Below are 20844 nucleotides of genomic sequence, written 5' to 3'. Positions count from 1 at the left end.
TTTTGTGCGTGTCCAAGCGAATAAGTATTGCTGCTGGTTGCTCAAAAGGCGGGATGCAGTTGATAATAGTTCTCTTTATTGCGCCACTCAGTTCAAGGAATATTTCATGATCCCTCTGCCGAAGCGCCTGTTGGCAGTCGCTCTGGTTCTGGCCAGTGCGCCTTTAGCGGCGACCCCTCTGGATGCCGCGCTGGATGAAAGTCAGCAATTGGCTGCCGATGCCAAGGCCTCGCAGGCGCGTATCGAGCAGCTCGATGACGCCAGCCGGGAGATGCTCACCGAGTACCGTAACGCATTGCAGCAGGCTGAAGCGTTGCAGGGTTATAACGCTCAATTACGCGAGCTGGTAGCGGCGCAACGCAAAGAGCTTGCTGGTTATCAGCAGCAGCTCGATGGCATCGAGCGCACTCAGGAGGCGGTGACGCCACAGATGCGCCGCATGGTTGAGGTGCTGGGTGAGTTTATTGCCGCTGACTTGCCGTTCCTACCGGATGAGCGCAGTGATCGCCTGGCTCAGTTGCAGGACTTGCTGCCGCGTGCGGATGTCAGCCTGGCCGAAAAATACCGGCGCATCCTCGAGGCGTATCAGGTGGAGAGCGATTACGGCCGCACCCTGGAAGCTTGGCGCGGTGAACTGCCGAATGAAGGCACGTCGCGCAGCGTCGAATTCCTCCGTCTGGGTCGCGTGATGCTGTATTTCCAGACCCTCGATGGCCATGAAAGTGGCTGGTGGAACCCGCAAACCCGCAGCTGGCAGATCCTCGACGGCAGCGCCCGGCGCCCGTTGCGCCAAGCTATTGCGATTGCCCGCCAGGAGCAGGCCCCGGCCGTGCTTGACCTGCCCGTGAAGACCCTGGCGCTGGAGGCCAAGCCATGAATCGTCGCGTTCTCGCTTTTACCCTGGCCCTGCTGCCTGCCCTGGCTGGAGCTGCCGAACCGCTGAGCCCGGATCAACTGCTGCAACGGATTCGCAGCGAGCGCGCGGCTGAAGTCAGCGCCATGCAAAGCCGCGAGCAGACCTTTATTGCCGAACGTGGCGAGCGTGCCCAGCTGCTGGCCACTGCCCGCAGCGCCCTGGCCACACAGAAGGCCGAAGCCGAGCGACTGAAGGCTGAATTTGACCGCCAGGAAGCCGAATTGGCTGAGCAGGAAAAACTCCTCAGCCAGCGTGCCGGTCACCTCGGCGAGTTGTTTGGCGTGGTCCGCCAGAGCGCCGGTGATGTCGCCGGCCAATGGCAGGACAGCCTGCTCAATGCTCAGTACCCCCAGCGCCTGGCGCGTCTCAAGGCGCTGGCCGAAAGCCGCACGCTGCCCTCGGCCGCCGACCTGGATGGCTACTGGATGCTGCTGCTCGAAGACCTCACCGCCAGTGGCCGGGTTGAACAGCTGCAACTGCCGGTAGTGGCTGCCGACGGTACGCGTAATCCGCAGGATGTGCTGCGGGTCGGCGCGTTCTCCGCCTACGCTGCCGATGCCTTCCTGCGTTATGACGCCGATGCCGGCGAGCTGCTTGCGCCGCCGCGTCAGCCGTCTGGTTTGGGCCAGGTTGCGGATTATCTGGACAGCGATGCAACGGTAGCCAGCCTGCCAATAGACCCAAGCCGTGGCACCTTGCTGGCGCAGTTGCAGCGTGAGCCAGGCTTCTGGGATCGCCTGCAGCAAGGTGGCTTGGTGGGCTGGGTGATTGTTGCGTTGGGGATATTCGGCCTGCTGCTGGCAGCCTGGCGGATGATTTACCTGGCCCGCGTCGCCCGCAGCGTCAGTGCGCAGATGCATGACCTCAGCGCTCCGCGTGCCGACAACCCGCTGGGGCGGATCATCGGCGTACTGGGACCGAAACCGCAGCTGGCTGATCTGGAAACCCTGGAGCTGAAGCTCGACGAGGCGATCCTGCAAGAGACCCCGCCGCTGGAAACAGGCCAAGGCCTGCTCAAGTTGCTGTGTGCCGTGGCGCCGCTGCTCGGTCTGCTCGGCACCGTGACCGGCATGATCGTCACCTTCCAGGCGATCACCCAGGGCGGTGGCGGCGATTCACGACTGATGGCCGACGGTATCTCGCAAGCGCTGGTGACCACAGTGCAGGGGCTGGTAGTAGCGATTCCGCTGCTGTTCCTACACACCATGCTGGCCAGCCGTAGCAAGGGCCTGATTCAGCTGCTCGAGCAGCAAAGCGCCGGGTTGATTGCCCTGCACCTGTCCGGGGCGCCGCGTCGTGACTGATTGGCTGGCGCTGTGGTTGCGCCTGGTCGATAGCAGCCATGCCCTGCTCGATTTCATGAGCGCCGGTGGGCTGGCGATGTGGGCGCTGGCGGGCCTGTGCGTGGTGTTCTGGACCCTGGTATTCGAGCGCTTCTGGTACATGCGCCGGGTATTCCCGCAGTGGGTCGCCGAGCGCCGTCAGGCCTGGCAGCAGGTGCTGAGCGACGACACCGGCAACTGGCAGCGCGCGGTGCGCAGTGCCTGGCTGGCGCAGGCGCAGCAGCACCTGCTCGGGCCCTTGCGCCTGAGCAAGACCCTGGTGGCGATGTACCCGCTGCTGGGCTTGCTTGGCACGGTCAGCGGTATGGTCGCGGTGTTCGACGTGCTTGCCATCAATGGCACCGGTAACCCGCGCGGCATGGCGGCCGGGGTCTGGCAGGCGACTCTGCCGACCATGGCCGGCATGGTCTTGGCGATTAGTGGATTGTTCAGCCTGGCGCGCCTCGAACGCGATGCACGCCGGGCTCTAGAGCGGCTGGCTGACCAGCTGCGTCACGACTGAGATTCGACACATGAGAATGCGCCGTCATCACCAGCAAGACGAAGACACCGGCATCGACCTGACGCCGATGCTCGACGTGGTTTTCATCATGCTGATCTTCTTTATCGTCACCAGCTCCTTTATCAAGGAAGCCGGCGTCGAAGTGCAGCGGCCCCAGGCGGAAACCGCCAGCCCGCAGGACAAAGGCAATATCCTCATCGCCATCACCGCCGATGGGCAGGTGTGGATGGACAAGAAAGTCGTCGATGTGCGCAGCGTGCGTGCCCATGTCGAGCGCATGCGCGTCGACCAGCCGGACGGCGCTGTGGTGGTTCAGGCCGATCAGGATGCGCGTACCGGCCTGGTCGTGCAGGTGATGGATCAGGCGCGCCTGGCCGGAGTACATGACGTGGCCCTGGCCGCTACGGCGGGAGCGCTTTGATGCGTTTGCCACTGTCCTTTGTCGCGGCCTGTGTGATGGCGCTGGCGCTGTTCGGCCTGATGCTTTACATGGTCGCGCCGCCCAGCAGCAAGCCGAGTGAGGAACCGCTGACGGTGGCCAATTTCGTCCGTCTCGACGGCGACTCCAGCGACACCGCGACGCGTACCCGCCAGCAGGCACCGCAGCCGCCGCAAGCACAAACGCCGCAAACCCCGACACCGCCAACGCCGATGGCTGCTACCCCAAGCGCCAATCTGCCGGCCCTGGATCTGCCGGTGCCGAGCCTGAGCACGGGGATTGCCGTGAACAGCGCGCCGACACCAAGCCTGACGGGTTTGGCAGCGGGTGCCTCGGCGCCAAGCGCACCGGCCTCGAGCGATGCCGGTGGTCAGCCAGGTGGCCCGGAAAGTGAAGTGATGCCGCTCAACGATGTCAGCCCGGATTACCCGCGCTACGCTTTGCAGCGCGGCATTGAAGGGCATGTGAAGCTGGCGTTCACCATCAACCGCGCAGGTGCGGTAGAAAACGTGCGAGTTATCGAAGCCAGCCCGCAGAACGTGTTTGAACGCGAAGCCCGCCGCGCTGCCGTGCGCTGGCGGTTTGCGCCGCGCACCGAAGGCGGTCTGGCGGTGGCCCGTGAAGCGGTGAAAACCCTGTACTTCCGCCTGGAAGGAGCTCGCTGATATGTATCGTCTACTGCTGCTGATCGCGCTGTGCGGCGCTGGTGCTGCGCAGGCGGCTGGACAGAGTGTTGATCCGGGCGTGTTTCGCGCGCTGGATACGGCGCAGACCGCACAGAAGAAGGGCGACTACACGGCCGCGCGCCGCGCTCTGGATGCTGCCAAGGGCACGCCGGGTAGCCTGGAAGAAGCGTTGCTGTGGCGCAGCCGCGGTTATCTGGCCTGGGCCGAAGGGCAGAATGCTCAGGCCATCGAGCTGCTTGAAAAGGTACTGAAGAGCGGCAAGCTGGATGCCGAGCTGCAGGCCGCTGAAGAGCTGAACCTAGCCCGTCTAAACCTGGTCGAGCGCCGCTACGCCCAGGTGGTGACCCTGCTGGCCCCGGGGCAAGCCAACGCCAATGAAGAGGTGCTGCAGATGCTGGTGCAGGCCTATCAGGGCCTCGGTCAGCCGGCCAAGGCGCTGCCGTTGGCCGAGCGTTATGTGCAGGTTAATCCGCAGGCCGCCGATAGCTGGTTGCAGTTTCTCGTCGCAATGAACGCTGATCTGAAGAAGTACGCTGCCGCCGAGCGCTGGCAGCGCCAGTTGCTTGCGCGCCAGCCGAATAACGCTCAAGGTTGGCGTCAGCTGGCGGCCTTGCAGCAGCTGAGCGGCAGTCACGACAAGTCGCTGGCAACCTTGCGCGCGGCGTACCACAAGGGCCTGCGCTTCAATGAAAGCGAGCTGGACAACCTGGTGCTGCTGGCTGGCGCTGCCGATCAACCTTGGCAAGGCGCCAAGCTGCTCGCCGGGATGCTCGACCAGGGCCTGTTGCCGCGCACCAGTGCCCGCGAAGAGCGGCTGGGGCTGCTCTGGTGGCAGGCACGTGAACGCAGCAAGTCAGCGTTGATCTTCCGTGAACTGGCGCAGCGCTCGGGCAGTGCCAAGCACTGGCTGCACCTGGCCCAGCTGGAGCTGGAACAGGCGCGCTGGCAGGCCGGGCTCGACGCCCTGGCCAAGGCCGAACGTGCTGGCGCCGAACGCAGCAAAGTGCGCGCCTGGCGCCAGTGGGCGGAAAGCGAGTTGAGCTATCAGCGTGAAAAACACGTGGCCAGCGCCGGCTAGTCGACTATCGGTGTGTAGCGCCCAATAAAAAAGCCAGACCTAAGGTCTGGCTTTTTTGTCCCCGGGGCTGCCTAGAACCTGTTCACGCTCTCGCGAGCTAGAGCCATGTAAGGCGCTACGCAGTAACAGCCTCCGGCTGGTCAAAGCGGTGAGGAAGCGGAGTGTACGAGTTGTACATGAGCATTCCGAACCTGTTTTTAACGCAGCAGGGCCGACGCGCAGCAGATCGTGGATAGGTTCTTAGCTATCTGGCAGCTCATAGGCGTAGATCTTTTCCGCCTCCATCTGATAACCGGCTTCGGCCAGCTCGCTGCTGGTCTGCTCGACCTTGAGCGGGCCCTCGATCCAGAACGGCTGATACAGCGCATCGAGCAGCACACCCAGCTCGCTGGTGACATGTACGATTTGGTTCGACGGCGGTGGTGGCACGTGGATGCACGCACCGAAGTACGGCACCAAGAGGAACTCGGTCACCCGGCCTTCGTCGGTGACATCCAGCGGTACGATATAGCCCGGTAGTTTTACCGATTGGCCATCCAGTGCCTGCACCACCGGCGCTGCGGGCGATTGCTGCATGGCCGCCGGGCCAGATTCGGCGAGGGCGTCGGCCAACTGCGAGAGGTCATGAATCGGTGCCGGCTCAACGACTTGCGGTGGTGCATCGGCTGGGACCATTTCCGACCAGGTCAGCTCGCGCACCTCGGCAGCCGCCAGGGGCAGGGCCAGGGTGAGCAGCAGGGTGGCGAGCAGGGAGCGGTGCATGCAAGAGCCTCATAAACGGATCGATAAGCCATCGGCCAGGGATTGGCGGTACGCGCGCCAGGCCGGTACACAGCCCATCAACAGGGCGGCGCTCAGAATAGCGCCGAGCAGCGTCCACTCATAGCGGGTCGGCAGATTCAGTGGCAGGTACAAGCCGTAATTCGCCTGCACATAGCCCTGCGCTCCGGCGATGCCCAGGTACAGCAACAGCAAACCGAGCAGTACGCCGGCCAGGGCAAGCGCAAAGGCTTCGACGATCAGCAGGCTGGCGATATGCCAGGGCCGCGCACCGACCGAGCGCAGAATCGCCATCTCGCGGCGGCGCTCGTTAAGGCTGGTGAGAATCGCCGTAAGCATGCCGATCAATCCAGTCAGCACCACGAACAGCGAAACCACGAATAGCGCCTTCTCGGCGGTGCCCATCAGGCTCCACAGCTCCTGCAGCGCAACGCCGGGGAGAATCGCCAGCAGCGGTTCGCCGCGAAATTCGTTGATCTCGCGTTGCAAGCTGAAGGTGGCGATCTTGCTGTTCAGGCCGAGCATGACGGCGGTGATCTGCTTGGGTTGCAGGTCCATCGCCCGCGCCTGCTCAGCACTGACCTTTGCCGCGCCGCGTGCGGGCATGCCGTTTTGCCAGTCGACATGCAGGGCCTCCATGCCGGCCAGGGAAATATGCAGGGTGCGGTCCACCGGTGTGCCGGTGCGCTTGAGGATGCCGACCACCTTGAAGGGCTTGTCGTCATGTTTGACCAGGCTGATGGTGGCCACGCCATGGGCCAGCACCAGCTCCTGATCGAGCTGGTAGTTGAGCGCTTGCGCAACTTCTGCGCCAAGTACAACCTCGAACGGGTCATCGGCAAAGGCGCGGCCGCTGCTCAGTTGCAGCGGTTGGCTACGGGCATAACGGTAGTGTTCGAAATACGCCGGGCTGGTGCCCATCACCCGGTAGCCACGGTGCGAATCGCCGAGTGAGATCGGGATGGCCCATTTGACCTGACGGTGCTGGGCTAACTGCTCGAAGCTGTCCCAGCGAATATTGTTGGTGGCGTTGCCGATGCGGAATACCGAGTACAGCAGCAGGTTCACGCTGCCGGAGCGTGCGCCGACGATCAGGTCGGTGCCGCTGATGGTGTTGGCAAAGCTGGCGCGGGCTTCGGTGCGCACCCGCTCGACCGCGAGCAATAGGCATACAGAGAGGGCGATGGCAAACACCGTTAGCCAGGCGGTAAAGCGGCGGTTGCCCAGGCTGGCGAGGGCGAGACGCAATAGGTACATCGTTAAATCTCCGCCAAGCGGGTGGCTTTGTTCAGCTCGGCTAGCGACAGGCTGCGGTCAAACAGCCGTGCCAGGCTCTGGTCGTGGCTGACAAATAGCAGGCTGGAGCCAGCCTCGCGGCATTCGGCGAACAGCAGTTCGAGAAAGGCTTCGCGGGCATCGGCATCCAGCGCCGAGGTGGGTTCGTCGGCGATCACCAGTTCCGGCTGACCGATCAGCGCACGGGCAGCGGCGACGCGCTGCTGCTGGCCGATCGACAGATCACCTGCGCGGCGTTGCAGCAGCTCATGCTGGTGTAACCCAAGGTGGGCGAGCAGGGCGTTGGTGGCCTTGGCCACGCTGCCATGGCGCTGCACAGCGCGGCTGGCGCGCAGCTTGGAGAAATGGCAGGGCAGCTCGACGTTCTCGCGCACCGAGAGAAACGGCAGCAGGTTGAATTGCTGGAAGATGTAGCCGGTGTGATCGACCCGGAAACGGTCGCGAGCGCTGGCGGACAGTGTACTTAAGTCCTGCTCAAGCAGCTGGATGCTGCCGCGATTAGGTTTCTGTACACCGCCGAGCAGGCCGAGCAAGGTGGTCTTGCCGCTACCGCTGGGGCCTTTGAGAAACAGGCTTTCGCCGCGTTGCAGGGTGAACGCGGCGATGTCCAGCAGCTCAGGCTGGCCGGGCCAGGCAAAGCCGAGGTTGGACAGGTGGATAAGGGCTGAGCTCATAAAGTAAGCGGCCGGGTTACCCCGGCCGTTCTGCTGCAAAAAGGTGGTTAGAAACTCAGGGTCGGCTGCGCGGGCGTCAGCTCCATGCCCTGCTGGCCATTCGGGCCGATCAGTTGTACCTGAATTTTCTCTGTGGCGGGGAAGCGCTTGAACAGTTCGCCGAGGTTAAGTTGTTTCAATTCTTCAGGCTTCTGGCAGTCGAGTGTGTAGTGCGCGTGGATATCACTGTGCTCGCTGTCATGGTCGTGGTGTTCTTCGTGCTTATGCTCAGCAAACAGCGGGCTTTCCAGCTCCTGCTTGCTGATCTGGCAATCGCCCGCGTTCAGGCCGAACAGCGGCTGCGGTTGTTCCAGCTGGCTGCGTGCGGCGGCAACCTTGGCTTTGTCGGCGTCGCTCTTGGCAGCATGCTCGAAGCCCACCAGGTTCATTGCCGGGCTTTCCAGTTGCAGCTCCAGCACCTTGCCGTCGAGTACCACGTTGAGTTGCGCGGCGCCGTGCTCGTGAGCGTCCAGGCTGCTGTGCTCGGCGTGATCATGCGCGTGGTCATGTTCATGGCTGTGTTCGGCCGCGAGGGCGGCCAGGGGCAGTAAGGCAAACGGCAGGGCAAGTAGCAGGCGGCGCATGGTGATCTCCGATCAGAAGTTAATGCTTGTTACGTTATAACAATTTTTTAACGTTCATGGCCAGCCTTGCTTGGCGGCCTGCAGCGGACGTGGGAGCATGGCCGCTTATTAGCTGAGGGCAGAGTGATGGTGCGAATTCGTGGGCAGATCGGCGCCTGGCCGGTGGACCTTACGGTTGAGCTGGATGCGCAGGACTGGGCGCAGCTGGCTCAGCACGTAAGCCTTGAGCCGCCTGCAGCCCCCGCAGCCGCTGTCGCGCCTGTGGCCAATGATGCGCTGTGGCAAACCACGCTGGAGTTGCTGCGCCAGGCGGGGCAGATCGACGGGCCGCAGCTGCTCGGGCAATTGGCTGGGCTGGCGGGTGGTGAGGCAGCGGGCAAACGCCTGCTGGTGCGGCTGCGCCATTGCGCACAGGCGCGCGTTGAAACCGGCGTCGATGCGCCGATTTACCACTGGGTGGGCTAGGTCACGTCGATGGGGTTACCCATCGACGCGGGTAGAAATTAGTAAATTGCTTGGTACAGCTTGCGCCGGTAAGCGGTGACCAGAGGATGGTCATTGCCCAGCAGGTCGAAGACCTGCAACAGGGTCTTGTGCGGCAGGCCGTCGGCGTAGCTGCGGTTGCGAATAAACAGCATCAGCAGGGCGTCCAGCGCTGGTTCGTAGTGCTGGCGCGCCAGTTGTTGAATCGCTAACTGGTAGCTGGCTTCATCGTCGTCTGCATTTTGCGCTAAACGAGTTTTCAGGCTGGCCACATCTGGCAGCTCACTGGCCTGACGCAGGAAAGTCAGCTGCGCGCGGGCACCGGCCAGGGCCTGTTTGTGTTCATCGCCTTTTACCGCACCCAGCACGGCTTCGGCCTCACCCAGCTCGCCGCGCTCAGCCAGGCAGCGTGCATAGAGAATCAGCGCGGCCGCGTGTTCATTGTTTTCCGTCAGCAGCACTTTGAGCACCGCTTCGGCATCGGCAAAGCGGCCTTCGTTAAACAACGCCTGCGCGGCTTCCATTGGGTCAGCGGCGGCTGGTGCCGGTTCGGCGACGTGAGGCTTGAGCATTTCGCGAATCGCCGACTCTGGTTGCGCGCCCGCAAAGCCGTCGACCGGCTGGCCATTCTTGAACAGCACCACGGTCGGTAGGCTGCGGATGCCGAAGCGGGCAACGATGTCCTGCTCGATATCGCAGTTGACCTTGGCCAGCAGCAGCTCGCCGTTATATTCCTCGGTGATCTTCGCCAGCAGCGGCATCAGTGCCTTGCAGGGCGCGCACCATTCCGCCCAGAAATCCACCAGCACCGGCTTCTGGAAGGAGTTCTCGATCACCAGCTGTTCGAAGCTGGCGCTGCCTGCGATATCAACGATGTAAGGGGACGTGCTCATGATCGGTCTCGGCGATGCGAAAAATGGGATGGACTATAAATGCGGGCTAGGGCTGGCGGATACAAGGGCTGCTAGCTGCGTTCGGCGTGGTACAGGCTGACATGACGAAACTCAGCCGGCTCGGCCAGGTCCGGCCAGGTGCAGGCTTCGAGTATGCCTAGGCGCTGGTACAGCGGGTGCTGAAAGTCGCGCACGCGTGAATCTGCCACCAGCGCTTCACGTCCACGACTGAGGAACTGGTCGAGCAGCGGCAGGTTGGCGCGGTCGTAGAGCACGTCGGCGACGATAATCAGGTCGAAGCGGTCAGCCTCGGCAAAAAAGTCTGCGGAGTAGCTCAGCTGCACATTATTGAGTGCGGCATTCGCCTGACAGGATGCAAGCGCTAATGGATCAAGGTCACAGGCCACTACTTCCAGCGCGCCGGCTTTGGCAGCAGCAATCGCCGCCACACCGGAGCCCGCACCGAAATCCAGCACGCGCTTGCCGCGCACCCACTCAGGGTGCTCGGCCAGCCAGCGCGCCAGGACCAGCCCGCTGGCCCAGCAGAAGCACCAGTAGGGCGGTTCTTCGAGGATCAGGCGGGTTTCTTCCGGGCTGAAGCAGCGGTCCATGTTCGCCGGGTCGATCAGCCACAGCTTGATCTCCGTGCCGGGCAGGGTTTGCGCGCTGAGCTGGGCGTCACCCAGCAGTTCGCTGAGCGCAGCCTGCAGGGCGGCCGGTGCTGTCATGGCGCAGGTACCAGGCGCAACTCCCCGAGGTTCTGGGTTTCGCCGCGAGCAATCGGTTGCTCGGGCAGGCGAAGAATCAGCCGGCCAGCCTGATTGGCGCGGCCATGCAGCTCGATACGGCTGTGTTTATTGAAGGTTTCCGGGTTGAACGGCAAGCGAAACGCCAGCGGGTTGCCGGTACCGCGCAGTTGGATATTGCCCAGCAGCGTTTGTGGCCGGCCGCGTTGATCGACCGCCAGCAGGGCCAGCTCGACATCCGCTTCATTGGGCACATTCAACAGACTGCCGCTCAGCTCGCGTTGATAAGCAGGCAGAGGCTTGGCTTCGACCGGTGTAGGCGTCGGCGTCTGCACGGTGGTTTTTGCGGGCGGCGGGCTGTCGCTGGCACAGGCCGTCAACAAAGCGATCAGGCTTACGAGAATCAGCGGTTGTAACGGCGTGGTGGCTTTCATGGAAGGTCTCAACTGCGCTGGTTTACATGGGCGCCTGTATACCGCAAACCCCTCGGCTTGTCTTGCCTGCGGGATGCGCTACCATGGCTACCTTAGTTCTAAGGCTGGCCTTATTTATGCACTGTCCCTTCTGCGGTGCCAATGACACCAAAGTGATCGACTCGCGCCTGGTTGCCGAGGGCGAGCAGGTGCGTCGTCGGCGTGAATGCTTGGCCTGTGAAGAGCGTTTCACCACCTTTGAAACCGCTGAGCTGGTGATGCCCCGTCTGATCAAGCAGGACGGCAGCCGCCAGCCCTTCGATGAAGACAAGCTGCGTGCCGGCATGCAGCGTGCGCTGGAGAAGCGCCCGGTGAGTATCGAGCGCCTCGAAGCCGCAATTGCCCACATCAAGCACAAGCTGCGCGCCACTGGCGAACGCGAGATCAAATCGCTGGTTCTGGGTGAGCTGGTGATGGGCGAACTGCAGAAACTCGATGAAGTGGCTTATATCCGCTTTGCCTCGGTGTACAAACGTTTTCAAGACCTTAACGAGTTCCGCGAGGAAATCGATCGACTGTCCCGCGAGCCTATTAAAGGTTGATGATGAATTCAGATCACGCCTTTATGGCGCGCGCGCTGGAGCTGGCCCGTAAAGGCCTGTACTCCACTCACCCTAATCCGCGCGTGGGCTGCGTGATCGTGCGTGACGGGCGTATCGTCGGCGAAGGCTGGCATGCCCGAGCCGGTGAACCGCATGCGGAAGTGCACGCGCTGCGTCAGGCAGGCGACAAGGCTCGTGGCGCAACGGCCTACGTCACGCTGGAACCCTGCAGCCACCATGGGCGTACACCGCCATGTGCCGATGCCTTGATCAATGCCGGCGTTGCCCGTGTGGTGGCGGCTATGCAGGATCCCAATCCACAAGTCGGTGGTGATGGTCTGCTGCGCTTGATGCATGCCGGTATCGCCGTGCAGAGCGGCGTGCTGGAAACCGAGGCACGGGCGCTGAATGCCGGCTTTATCAAACGGATGGAGAAGGGCTTGCCGTTTGTGCGGGTCAAGCTGGCCATGAGCCTGGACGGGCGCACCGCCATGGCCAGTGGTGAAAGCCAGTGGATCACCGGGCCCGCCGCCCGAGCGGCGGTTCAGCGGCTGCGCGCGCGCGCCAGTGTGGTGTTGACCGGCGCCGACACGGTGCTGGCCGATGATGCCCGGCTGACGGTACGCCCTGACGAGCTGGGCCTTGGGGCAGAGTTGAGTGCGCTGGCGCAGGCGCGGCCACCCCTGCGGGTGCTGGTTGATGGACGCCTGCGGGTACCGCTGAGCGTGCCGTTCTTTCAGGCTGGCGCGGCGCTGGTGGCGACGTGCGCAGCGGCTTCGGCGCGTGATCGCTATCTGGACGATGGACACGAACTATTGGCCGTACCCGGTAGCAACGGGCATGTTGACCTGCGTCGTCTGCTGGTCGAGCTGGCCAATCGTGGTGCCAACGAAGTGCTGGTGGAAGCCGGGCCGCGGTTGGCCGGGGCGTTTGCCCGTCTGGGCCTGGTGGATGAGTACCAGCTGTTTGTCGCGCCCAAGCTGCTGGGGTCCAGCGCGCGGCCACTGCTTGATCTGCCGTTGGCGCGAATGGCCGATGCGCCAGCGTTGAAAATTGTTGAGATGCGCGCAGTCGGTGATGATTGGCGGATTATCGCGGTGCCACAGCCGGTTGTTTAACCAGCCGTTATCCGCAATGGCCCGCCATTCAGACGGTCGTTTGCCGGTGCAGGGCGCGTGCAATATGTGGTAAAACGCGTCTCGGCTGCGCAAGCGGCCGTAACGTTCTCAGGGCGGGGTGTAATTCCCCACCGGCGGTAATGGCTGCACAGCCTAGCCCGCGAGCGCTTGCCCGGTGGCGTAAACCGCTTGGCAAGGTCAGCAGACCCGGTGTGATTCCGGGGCCGACGGTTAAAGTCCGGATAAAGAGAGAGCGGGATTGCCTCAAGAAGGCGCGTTCAGGCGTGCCTCGAAATCCCTATCGATCAATCACGCCCTGTTTTTTATAAAACAGGAGTTGGTCTAGATGTCTGATTTTTATTCCAAGCCTCAGGCTACTGGCGTTGTGCGCCAGTGCTTTGCTGTGGCTGCGATACAGGGGGTGGCATGTTTACCGGCATAATCGAAGCTATTGGCAGTATCCGTGCCCTGACACCTAAGGGTGGCGATGTGCGGGTGTATGTGGAAACCGGCAAGCTTGACCTTGCAGACGTCAAGCTGGGCGACAGCATTGCGGTCAACGGCGTGTGCCTGACTGCAGTTGAGTTGCCCGGCGATGGTTTTTGGGCTGATGTCAGCCGCGAAACCTTGGCTCGTACCGCGTTTATCGACTTCAAGGCCGGTAGCAAGGTCAACCTGGAAAAGGCCCTGACACCCACCAGTCGCTTGGGTGGTCACTTGGTCAGTGGGCATATTGATGGTGTCGGTGAGATCGTCTCGATGGCGGAAAATGCCCGGGCGTGGCAATTCACCATTCGTGCACCACGCGAACTGGCCAAGTACATTGCCCACAAAGGCTCGATCACCGTCGACGGCACGAGCCTGACCGTCAATGCGGTCAACGGCGCCGAATTTGAGCTGACCATCGTGCCGCACACCCTGGCCGAAACCATCATGCTCGACTACCGCCCTGGCCGTCAGGTCAACCTCGAAGTGGATCTGCTTGCGCGTTACCTGGAGCGCCTGTTGCTCGGTGACAAAGCCGCTGAACCTGCCGCCTCGGGCCTGACCGCCAGTTTTCTTGCCGAACACGGCTACCTGAATAAGTGAGATCGCCCGCATGGCCTTGAATACTGCAGCAGAACTGATCGAAGACATCCGCGCCGGCAAGATGGTCATCCTGATGGATGACGAGGATCGTGAGAACGAAGGCGACATCATCATCGCCTCGGAATGCGTTACCGCCGAGCACATTAACTTCATGGCCCGCTTCGCTCGCGGCCTGATCTGTATGCCCATGACCCGTGAGCGCTGCGAGCTGCTCAAGCTGCCGCTGATGGCGCCGCGCAACGGCTCTGGTTTCGGCACCAAGTTCACCGTGTCGATTGAGGCCGCCGAAGGCGTGACGACCGGTATTTCCGCCGCTGACCGTGCGCGTACCGTGCAGGCTGCGGTGGCGCGGAATGTGACCGCCGACGATATCGTTAGCCCTGGCCACATCTTTCCTTTGATGGCTCAGCCTGGTGGCGTGCTGGCTCGTGCCGGGCATACTGAAGCGGCCTGTGACCTGGCGCGCATGGCCGGGTTCGAGCCGAGCGGAGTGATCTGCGAGATCATGAACGACGACGGCACCATGGCTCGTCGCCCGGAGCTGGAAGTGTTTGCTGAGCAGCACGGCCTGAAGATTGGCACCATCGCTGACCTGATCCACTACCGGCTGATCCACGAGCGCACTGTGCAGCGTGTCAGCGAACAGACGATCGACAGCGAGCTGGGCCAGTTCAACCTGGTCAGCTACCGCGATGATCTGGATGACAGCGTGCACATGGCCCTGACCCTGGGCGCCATCTGCGCCGAGACCCCAACCTTGGTGCGCGTGCACAACGCCGATCCGTTACGTGACTTGCTGATGGTCAAGCAGGCTGGACGGTGGAGCTTGCGTGCGGCCATGGCCGAAGTGGCCAAGTCTGGTAGCGGTGTGGTGCTGTTGCTGGGCAATCCGATCAATGGTCCGGAGCTGTTGGCTCAACTGGAGCGCAGCCAGAGTGCAGAAAGCAAGTCAGCCAGCCCGGCGACCTACAGTACGGTGGGTGCCGGCTCACAGATTCTGCGTGACCTGGGCGTGCGCAAGATGCGCTTGCTCAGCTCGCCGATGAAGTTCAACGCGATATCCGGTTTCGACCTGGAAGTTGTAGAATACTTGCCCGCTGAATAACGACCGCCGCGCTACTGCGCATGGATAGACGGCGTTGCAAACAGGTTTGGCTTGTCCTTTACCTCGGTAAATGTCGCGGCCTTACCTGTTCCGCCTCACCTGTCCTGCGCTCGCTACGCGCTGTTCCGTTGGGCTATAACTTTTTTGCCCCCTGGCTCTTTAACGCTATATGAGAATTGTTTTATGACCCTGAAGACCATCGAAGGTACTTTTATCGCCCCCAAGGGCCGTTTTGCTCTGGTTGTCGGCCGTTTCAACAGCTTCGTTGTTGAAAGCCTGGTCAGCGGTGCGGTGGATGCACTGGTGCGCCATGGTGTGAGCGAAAGCGACATCACCCTCATTCGCGCACCGGGTGCCTTCGAGATTCCGCTGGTCGCGCAGAAGGTCGCCCAGCGCGGTGACTTCGACGCCATCATCGCCCTCGGTGCGGTCATCCGTGGCGGCACTCCGCACTTCGAGTACGTGGCAGGCGAGTGCACCAAGGGCCTGGCTCAGGTGTCCATGGAATTCGGCGTGCCGGTTGCATTCGGTGTTCTGACTGTCGACTCCATCGAGCAAGCCATTGAGCGCTCCGGCACCAAGGCCGGCAACAAGGGTGCGGAAGCAGCACTGTCCGCCCTGGAAATGGTCAGCCTGCTGGCGCAGTTGGAGGCCAAGTGAGCCAGCACGACGGTAACGGGCAGCAGCCTCAAGCACCCAAAAAAGGCCCCAGCACCAAGACGCTGGCGCGCCGTCAGGCACGTACGTTGGCCATGCAGGCGCTGTATTCCTGGCACATGGCAGGCCAGTCGCTGAACGAGATCGAAGCACAGTTCCGTGTCGACAATGATTTCACGGCGGTGGACGGTGCCTACTTCCATGAAATCCTGCACGGCGTGCCGCGGCAGAAAACCGAGATTGATGGCGCGTTCGAGTCGCTGCTTGATCGTCCGCTGGATGAGATCGACCCGGTTGAACTGTCGATCCTGCGCTTGTCGACCTTCGAGCTGAAAAACCGCATCGATATTCCTTATCGCGTGGTGATCAACGAAGGCATCGAGCTGGCCAAGGTGTTTGGTGCAACCGACGGACACAAGTTCGTCAATGGTGTGCTGGACAAGCTGGCACCGCGCCTGCGCGCGGATGAAGTTCGCGCTAACAAGCGTTAAGCCTGTTTTGGGTGAGTTCGAGCTGATCCGTCATTACTTCGCCGCTGCGTCTTGTGCGCAGGCCGGCGAAGGCGTGGCATTGGGGATCGGCGACGATTGTGCCTTGTTGCAGGTGCCGGTCGGCGAGCAGCTGGCCATTTCTACTGACACCCTGGTTGCGGGGGTGCATTTCCCTGAATCGCCTGACCCGTTTCTACTGGCGCAACGTGCGCTGGGCGTATCGGTCAGCGATCTGGCCGCCATGGGCGCGACGCCTGTTGGCTTTACCCTGGCCTTGACCCTGCCCAGTGCTGATGCCGACTGGCTGCAGGCGTTCGCCTCTGGTCTGGATCGGATGGCCCAGCAGTGCGCCATCCGCCTGATCGGTGGTGATACCACCCGTGGGCCACTGAGCCTCACGCTGACCGTGTTTGGCCGCGTACCGGCTGGCATGGCGCTGACCCGCAAGGGGGCGCATGTCGGTGATCTGCTCTGCGTTGGCGGTGAGTTGGGTGATGCTGCGGGGGCCTTGCAACTGGTGCTGGGGCAACGGGAAACCGAGCCCGCAGTGGCCGAGCCTTTGCTGGCGCGCTACTGGTCACCTATGCCGCAGCTCGACTTGGGCCAGGCACTGCGCGGCAAAGCGACGGCTGCATTGGATATCTCCGATGGCTTGCTGGCCGATTGTGGTCATATCGCCGCCGCCTCTGGCGTAGCGTTAATCATCGAGCAGGCACGGGTGCCGATGTCTGCCGCCCTGTTGGCCTTTGCGGGTGAGTCAGCGTCGCGCCAGTGCGCATTGAGCGGTGGCGATGATTACCGCCTGGCATTTACCCTGCCGACGGCCCATCTGGCGGATTTACAGCAAGCCGGTTGGCCGGTACGTGTTATTGGTCGTGTTGTGGCCGGTGAGGGCGTTACCCTGCTGGACGCGCAAGGTCAGCCCGTAAAGCTGCCGTTTAGCGGCTATCAACATTTTGGACGTGTCAGTGACTGATCATCCCAAGCAAGTTCCCGCCGAGTTCGTACCACCTTCGGTATGGCGCAACCCCTGGCATTTCCTGGCCTTTGGCTTTGGCTCCGGTACTTTGCCGAAAGCTCCAGGCACCTGGGGGTCGCTGGTGGCGCTGCCCTTTATGCCGTTGTTTCAGATGCTGCCCGACTGGGGTTACTGGCTGATGCTTGGCATCACCATGTTGTTTGGCTTCTGGCTGTGCGGCAAAGTGGCGGATGACCTGCGGGTGCATGACCATGAAGGTATCGTCTGGGACGAAATGGTCGGCATGTGGATTACGCTTTGGTTAGTACCCGACGGCTGGGGCTGGCTGCTGCTAGGCTTTTTATTGTTCCGTGTGTTCGACATCCTCAAACCGTGGCCGATTCGTTGGATTGATCGGCATGTGCATGGCGGTGTCGGCATCATGCTTGATGACGTACTTGCCGGTGTGTTTGCCTGGATGGCTCTGCAACTGATTGTCTGGGGTTGGGGCAATGGGCTGGCCGCTGCGCTGGGCTGGTAATCAGAAGGGATTGAAAATGGGCCGCTGCTGTCGGTGGTTGCTGTGGCTGGTGATAAGTGCTGTCAGCGGGCCGCTGTGCGCCGTTGAGCTTACGCAGATCCGTATAGCCAGTGACACCTGGGAAGGCCGCACTCATCCTGATGGCAGCGGTATGGTGTGGGAGATTTTCCGTACGGTGTTCGAGCCTGCTGGCGTGAGGCTGGATATCCAGACGGTCCCTTACACCCGCTCCATCGGTCTGGTGCAGCGCGGCGCTGCCGATGCCTGGGTGGGTTCTTACCTTAACGAAGTCGAGCAAGGCGTGTTCTATCCACGCTGGAACTACGACTTCGATCAGATTTCTGCACTGGGCTTGCTGGACAAACCCATCCCGACCCAGCAGACCCTTGGCGAATTCCGCCTGGCCTGGATGCGCGGTTATGAATACCAGCGCTATCTGCCAAATTTGCACCAGTACCGCGAAGTGCTGCGTCGCGGCGGTATCCTACGTATGTTGGACATGGGCCATGTGGATTTCTATATCGATGCCCTGGCCGAAGTTGACGATGTGTTGCGCACGACCAGCCAGCCCGAGCGCTACCGTGTTACTCAGCTGACCGACCTGCCGACTTACCTGGGTTTTGCCGATACGCCGCGTGGCCGGGCGCTGGCTGAGCTGTTCGATAAACGCATGGACAGCCTGGTGGCGGACGGCAGCCTACGGCCTATTTTTCAGCGCTGGCAGCAACCTTACCCATTTGACTAACCTGTGCGAGACGCTCCATGTACGCCTTGAAAGTACTGTTGTTGAGCCTGCCGCTACTGCTGAGCAGTGGCGTCATGGCGGCCACCCAGGTACGGGTTGTCGGTCTGTTCCCTGGCGCTGCGGTGTTGAATGTCGATGGCCAGCGCAAACTGGTCAGAGTCGATCAGGTTGGTCCAGGTGGGGTCATGGTGGTCAGTGCTGATAGTCGTGGCGCGGTGTTGCGTGTCGATGGCGTGGAGCGCAGCTACAGCTTGAGTCGTGAGTACAGCGATGGCTTTGCCGAAGCGCAGAAGAAACAGCTCAGTGTGGCCAAGGGCATCGGTGGGCATTACTGGATTGCAGGTTCGGTCAATGGTCAGTCCATTCAGTTCCTGGTGGACACCGGCGCCACTTCGGTGGCCCTGAATGATGAGCATGCGCGCCGTCTGGGGATCGATTACCGAGTGATGGGTTCGCCTTTGCAAGTCAACACTGCCAACGGTACTGCGCGCGGTTGGCGCGTGACGCTGGATCGGGTGAAGGTTGGTGAGCTGGAAGTGCTGGGCGTTGATGCGGTGGTGTTGGAAGGCGGCTCGCCGACCGAGGCGCTGCTTGGCATGAGCTTTCTCGGTCGCGTTGGCTGGAAGGTTGAACAGGATGTGCTGGTGCTGGAGTCCAAATACTAGCTCTTGCGTTGGTTCGATTCTTATCATCAGTAATTCAAGCTAAGCGGCTGCCAGGGCCTGCTGTTACAATGCCGGCTTGATTATTCCTGCCCATTTTCTTTAGGAGCATCCGGTGTCCGTCGTGTTTGTCGCCGCCTCCCAGTTGCCTACGCCTTTTGGCGTGTTCACCATGCATGGCTTCCTCGAAGAGGCCACAGGCAAGGAACATGTAGCCCTGACCTTTGGTGATGTGGCCGATGGCGCGCCCGTATTGGGCCGTTTGCACTCCGAATGCCTGACGGGCGATGCGCTGTTCAGTTTGCGTTGCGACTGCGGTTTCCAGCTCGAAGCGGCGCTGCGTGCGATTGCCCATGAAGGCCGCGGTGTCCTGCTCTACCTGCGTCAGGAAGGCCGTGGTATCGGCCTGCTGAACAAGATCCGCGCCTATGAGCTGCAGGATGGCGGCGCGGATACCGTAGAAGCCAATGAGCGCTTGGGCTTTGGCGCGGATCAGCGTGACTACGCCATCTGCTTGCCGATGCTCGATCACCTGGGTATCAGCCAGCTCAAGCTGATGACCAACAACCCGCGCAAGGTCAAGGCGCTGGGCGACATGGGTATCAATGTAGCGACCCGTGTGCCGCTGCAGATCGACCACAACCCGCACAACCAAAAATACCTCGCGACCAAGGCCGGCAAACTCGGGCATATGCTCGGCAGCCTGCACCAGGGCGAGGTCGAGGAAAGCCTGTGACGCGCGGTCAAGTGCGCCGTCGACTGGCGCTGGAGTGGTGGCGGCAACTGGCCGTGACCCTGGCGCCATTGTTCGTGCTCAATCTGCTGTTTGGCGCCGAACAGAAAACCGGTCTGCTGACCATGCCGCTGTTTATCGCCGGCCTGGCCTCAATGTTTGTTAGCCTGCCGCTGTTCAGTGGCTACAAGCGCGCGCTGGTGGCCACGGAACAAGCGCTCGACACCGCCGCGGAACACGATGCCTGGCTGGAACTGGCGCGTGTACGCCGCCTGGCCTTTCTCGGCGCAGCGTTGCCAGCCTGGGTTGCCGCTATCGCAGTCTTCGCCGGTCTGGAAGCGATCCCGCTGATCCTTCTCGCGATTTCCAGCATCGTTCTGCTGTACCTCTATCGTATTCCACGCCAACTCGGCTGATGCGCGCTGCCACTCTCTGTGTGCTGCTGTTGCTGGCGTTACCCGCAGCAGCCGTCGAGCGGGTGGTCACCCTGGCCCCGTCGCTGACTGAAATCATGCTGGAGCTGGATGCGGGCGAACTCTTGGTTGGCCTGCTGGATGGCGGCGAGCGCCCTGCAGCGGTGGCGCAACTGCCTTCGGTGGGCCGCTATGGCCAGCTTGAGCTGGAAAGCGTGCTCAAATTGCAGCCTGACCTAGTGCTGCTCTGGCCTGACAGCATTAGCCGTGCGCAACGTCAGCAGCTAGAGCGCATCGGGATTCCCCTGCTGATTGTGGAACCGCGCAAACTGGCTGATCTGGCGGAGAACTTCGTCGAAATCGGCGCGCGTATCGGTCGCCTCGACAATGGTAGGGCGCTGCAACAGCAATTCAATAACGGGCTAGCCTCACTGCGTCAGCGCTATCAGCGTGAACAGCCTTTGCGGCTGTTCTATCAGGTCTGGGATACGCCGCTGTACACCATCGGCGGCGAGCAGATTATCAGTGATGCCCTGCGTATCTGCGGCGCCGAGAATGTCTTTGCCGAACTCAGCTTGCCGGCGCCTCAGGTCAGTGTGGAAGCGGTGCTGCAAGCAAACCCCGAGGTGATTCTGGCCAGTGTGCAAGAGCAGCTAGATGCCTGGCGCATCTGGCCAGGCGTGGCGGCGGTTGAGCGTAAGCAGCTGTGGCTGGTGCCGGATGCGGGACTGGAGCGGCCAAGCTTTCAGATGCTGGAGGCGGTGGGGCGGTTGTGTGAGGTGTTGAGCGAGGCTCGCTAAGAAAAACCCCGCACTCAGGCGGGGTCTCTTTAGGGCGCTATTGAGCGGATAGTGGCTA

The 20844-nt window shown here is 62.0% G+C and carries 27 protein-coding genes and 1 riboswitch; of the genes, 20 read left to right on the top strand and 7 right to left on the bottom strand.

Annotated features, from left to right (window positions below):
- Positions 1 to 106 precede the first annotated feature (106 nt).
- The 6 genes from BLO50_RS18615 to BLO50_RS18590 are packed head-to-tail and all read left to right on the top strand — an operon-like array spanning position 107 to position 4964.
- Positions 107 to 877, top strand: a complete 771-nt coding sequence (locus BLO50_RS18615; protein ID WP_090255767.1) for a DUF3450 domain-containing protein — start codon at positions 107 to 109, stop codon at positions 875 to 877.
- Positions 874 to 2220 carry a MotA/TolQ/ExbB proton channel family protein gene (locus tag BLO50_RS18610; protein WP_090255765.1) on the top strand — a complete coding sequence of 449 codons (1347 nt, stop codon included), beginning with the start codon at positions 874 to 876 and terminating at the stop codon, positions 2218 to 2220. Before BLO50_RS18615 ends, BLO50_RS18610 begins: the two co-directional genes overlap by 4 nt.
- Positions 2213 to 2761 (top strand): MotA/TolQ/ExbB proton channel family protein, encoded by a 549-nt coding sequence (locus BLO50_RS18605; RefSeq protein ID WP_090255763.1) that lies wholly within the window; start codon positions 2213 to 2215, stop codon positions 2759 to 2761. Before BLO50_RS18610 ends, BLO50_RS18605 begins: the two co-directional genes overlap by 8 nt.
- 10 nt (positions 2762 to 2771) lie before the next feature.
- Complete coding sequence (locus tag BLO50_RS18600) at positions 2772 to 3182, top strand: ExbD/TolR family protein (RefSeq protein ID WP_090255761.1); 411 nt, start codon at positions 2772 to 2774, stop codon at positions 3180 to 3182.
- On the top strand, positions 3182 to 3865 hold the full coding sequence (locus tag BLO50_RS18595) for an energy transducer TonB (RefSeq protein WP_090255760.1): 684 nt from the start codon (positions 3182 to 3184) through the stop codon (positions 3863 to 3865). The genes BLO50_RS18600 and BLO50_RS18595 overlap by 1 nt, the downstream gene beginning before the upstream one ends.
- Position 3866: 1 nt before the next feature.
- Positions 3867 to 4964, top strand: a complete 1098-nt coding sequence (locus BLO50_RS18590) for a tetratricopeptide repeat protein (RefSeq protein WP_090255758.1) — start codon at positions 3867 to 3869, stop codon at positions 4962 to 4964.
- 240 nt (positions 4965 to 5204) lie between these two features.
- On the opposite strand, the gene BLO50_RS18585 is transcribed toward BLO50_RS18590, so the two are convergent.
- The 4 genes from BLO50_RS18585 to BLO50_RS18570 are packed head-to-tail and all read right to left on the bottom strand — an operon-like array spanning position 5205 to position 8337.
- Positions 5205 to 5726 carry a DUF3299 domain-containing protein gene (locus BLO50_RS18585; protein ID WP_090255756.1) on the bottom strand — a complete coding sequence of 174 codons (522 nt, stop codon included), beginning with the start codon at positions 5724 to 5726 and terminating at the stop codon, positions 5205 to 5207.
- Between the two features lie 9 nt (positions 5727 to 5735).
- Positions 5736 to 7001: an ABC transporter permease gene (locus BLO50_RS18580; protein WP_090255753.1), complete on the bottom strand. Its 1266-nt coding sequence runs from the start codon at positions 6999 to 7001 to the stop codon at positions 5736 to 5738.
- A 2-nt stretch (positions 7002 to 7003) separates the two neighbouring features.
- A complete protein-coding gene (locus tag BLO50_RS18575; RefSeq protein WP_090255751.1) occupies positions 7004 to 7714 on the bottom strand; it encodes an ABC transporter ATP-binding protein in 711 nt (236 codons plus the stop codon).
- A gap of 47 nt (positions 7715 to 7761) precedes the next feature.
- Complete coding sequence (locus tag BLO50_RS18570; protein WP_090255748.1) at positions 7762 to 8337, bottom strand: DUF2796 domain-containing protein; 576 nt, start codon at positions 8335 to 8337, stop codon at positions 7762 to 7764.
- Positions 8338 to 8463: 126 nt separating this feature from the next.
- Here BLO50_RS18570 and BLO50_RS18565 point away from each other — a divergent pair, with 126 nt between their 5' ends.
- Positions 8464 to 8802, top strand: coding sequence for a hypothetical protein (locus tag BLO50_RS18565; protein WP_090255746.1), 339 nt, complete (start codon positions 8464 to 8466; stop codon positions 8800 to 8802).
- A 38-nt stretch (positions 8803 to 8840) separates the two neighbouring features.
- On the opposite strand, the gene trxA is transcribed toward BLO50_RS18565, so the two are convergent.
- From trxA to BLO50_RS18550, 3 genes are all read right to left on the bottom strand, one after another.
- On the bottom strand, positions 8841 to 9713 hold the full coding sequence (gene trxA / locus BLO50_RS18560; RefSeq protein ID WP_090255745.1) for a thioredoxin: 873 nt from the start codon (positions 9711 to 9713) through the stop codon (positions 8841 to 8843).
- A gap of 71 nt (positions 9714 to 9784) precedes the next feature.
- Positions 9785 to 10441, bottom strand: coding sequence for a class I SAM-dependent methyltransferase (locus BLO50_RS18555; protein WP_090255743.1), 657 nt, complete (start codon positions 10439 to 10441; stop codon positions 9785 to 9787).
- Positions 10438 to 10893, bottom strand: a complete 456-nt coding sequence (locus BLO50_RS18550) for a YbaY family lipoprotein (RefSeq protein WP_090255741.1) — start codon at positions 10891 to 10893, stop codon at positions 10438 to 10440. Before BLO50_RS18550 ends, BLO50_RS18555 begins: the two co-directional genes overlap by 4 nt.
- Before the next feature lie 116 nt (positions 10894 to 11009).
- Here BLO50_RS18550 and nrdR point away from each other — a divergent pair, with 116 nt between their 5' ends.
- From nrdR to BLO50_RS18485, 13 genes are all read left to right on the top strand, one after another.
- On the top strand, positions 11010 to 11474 hold the full coding sequence (nrdR, locus tag BLO50_RS18545) for a transcriptional regulator NrdR (RefSeq protein WP_090255738.1): 465 nt from the start codon (positions 11010 to 11012) through the stop codon (positions 11472 to 11474).
- The gene (gene ribD, locus BLO50_RS18540; protein ID WP_090255735.1) at positions 11474 to 12592 is read left to right on the top strand and encodes a bifunctional diaminohydroxyphosphoribosylaminopyrimidine deaminase/5-amino-6-(5-phosphoribosylamino)uracil reductase RibD; all 1119 of its coding nucleotides are present in this window, start codon (positions 11474 to 11476) and stop codon (positions 12590 to 12592) included. The genes nrdR and ribD overlap by 1 nt, the downstream gene beginning before the upstream one ends.
- 100 nt (positions 12593 to 12692) lie before the next feature.
- Positions 12693 to 12851, top strand: a riboswitch (FMN riboswitch).
- 167 nt (positions 12852 to 13018) lie between these two features.
- Entirely contained in the window at positions 13019 to 13681 is a 663-nt protein-coding gene (locus tag BLO50_RS18535; protein WP_090255733.1) for a riboflavin synthase, read from the top strand.
- Positions 13682 to 13691: 10 nt separating this feature from the next.
- Positions 13692 to 14786 (top strand): bifunctional 3,4-dihydroxy-2-butanone-4-phosphate synthase/GTP cyclohydrolase II, encoded by a 1095-nt coding sequence (gene ribBA / locus BLO50_RS18530; protein WP_090255731.1) that lies wholly within the window; start codon positions 13692 to 13694, stop codon positions 14784 to 14786.
- A gap of 183 nt (positions 14787 to 14969) precedes the next feature.
- The gene (gene ribH, locus BLO50_RS18525) at positions 14970 to 15446 is read left to right on the top strand and encodes a 6,7-dimethyl-8-ribityllumazine synthase (RefSeq protein ID WP_090255729.1); all 477 of its coding nucleotides are present in this window, start codon (positions 14970 to 14972) and stop codon (positions 15444 to 15446) included.
- Positions 15443 to 15934, top strand: coding sequence for a transcription antitermination factor NusB (gene nusB, locus BLO50_RS18520; RefSeq protein ID WP_169852851.1), 492 nt, complete (start codon positions 15443 to 15445; stop codon positions 15932 to 15934). Before ribH ends, nusB begins: the two co-directional genes overlap by 4 nt.
- A 7-nt stretch (positions 15935 to 15941) precedes the next feature.
- Positions 15942 to 16910, top strand: a complete 969-nt coding sequence (gene thiL / locus BLO50_RS18515; protein WP_090255727.1) for a thiamine-phosphate kinase — start codon at positions 15942 to 15944, stop codon at positions 16908 to 16910.
- Positions 16903 to 17433 (top strand): phosphatidylglycerophosphatase A family protein, encoded by a 531-nt coding sequence (locus tag BLO50_RS18510; RefSeq protein ID WP_090255725.1) that lies wholly within the window; start codon positions 16903 to 16905, stop codon positions 17431 to 17433. The genes thiL and BLO50_RS18510 overlap by 8 nt, the downstream gene beginning before the upstream one ends.
- A 16-nt stretch (positions 17434 to 17449) precedes the next feature.
- Complete coding sequence (locus BLO50_RS18505; protein WP_090255820.1) at positions 17450 to 18178, top strand: substrate-binding periplasmic protein; 729 nt, start codon at positions 17450 to 17452, stop codon at positions 18176 to 18178.
- 17 nt (positions 18179 to 18195) lie between these two features.
- The gene (locus BLO50_RS18500; protein WP_090255723.1) at positions 18196 to 18843 is read left to right on the top strand and encodes a retropepsin-like aspartic protease family protein; all 648 of its coding nucleotides are present in this window, start codon (positions 18196 to 18198) and stop codon (positions 18841 to 18843) included.
- Between the two features lie 112 nt (positions 18844 to 18955).
- Complete coding sequence (gene ribA, locus BLO50_RS18495) at positions 18956 to 19576, top strand: GTP cyclohydrolase II (RefSeq protein WP_090255721.1); 621 nt, start codon at positions 18956 to 18958, stop codon at positions 19574 to 19576.
- Positions 19573 to 19989 (top strand): MFS transporter, encoded by a 417-nt coding sequence (locus BLO50_RS18490; RefSeq protein WP_090255718.1) that lies wholly within the window; start codon positions 19573 to 19575, stop codon positions 19987 to 19989. Before ribA ends, BLO50_RS18490 begins: the two co-directional genes overlap by 4 nt.
- Positions 19989 to 20786: a cobalamin-binding protein gene (locus BLO50_RS18485; RefSeq protein WP_090255715.1), complete on the top strand. Its 798-nt coding sequence runs from the start codon at positions 19989 to 19991 to the stop codon at positions 20784 to 20786. The genes BLO50_RS18490 and BLO50_RS18485 overlap by 1 nt, the downstream gene beginning before the upstream one ends.
- Positions 20787 to 20844 lie beyond the last annotated feature (58 nt).

This window comes from Pseudomonas peli, assembly GCF_900099645.1.
Classification (GTDB): domain Bacteria; phylum Pseudomonadota; class Gammaproteobacteria; order Pseudomonadales; family Pseudomonadaceae; genus Aquipseudomonas; species Aquipseudomonas peli.
The sequence above is the reverse complement of the archived record's forward strand: the minus strand, read 5'-3'. Positions and strand labels throughout refer to the sequence as shown.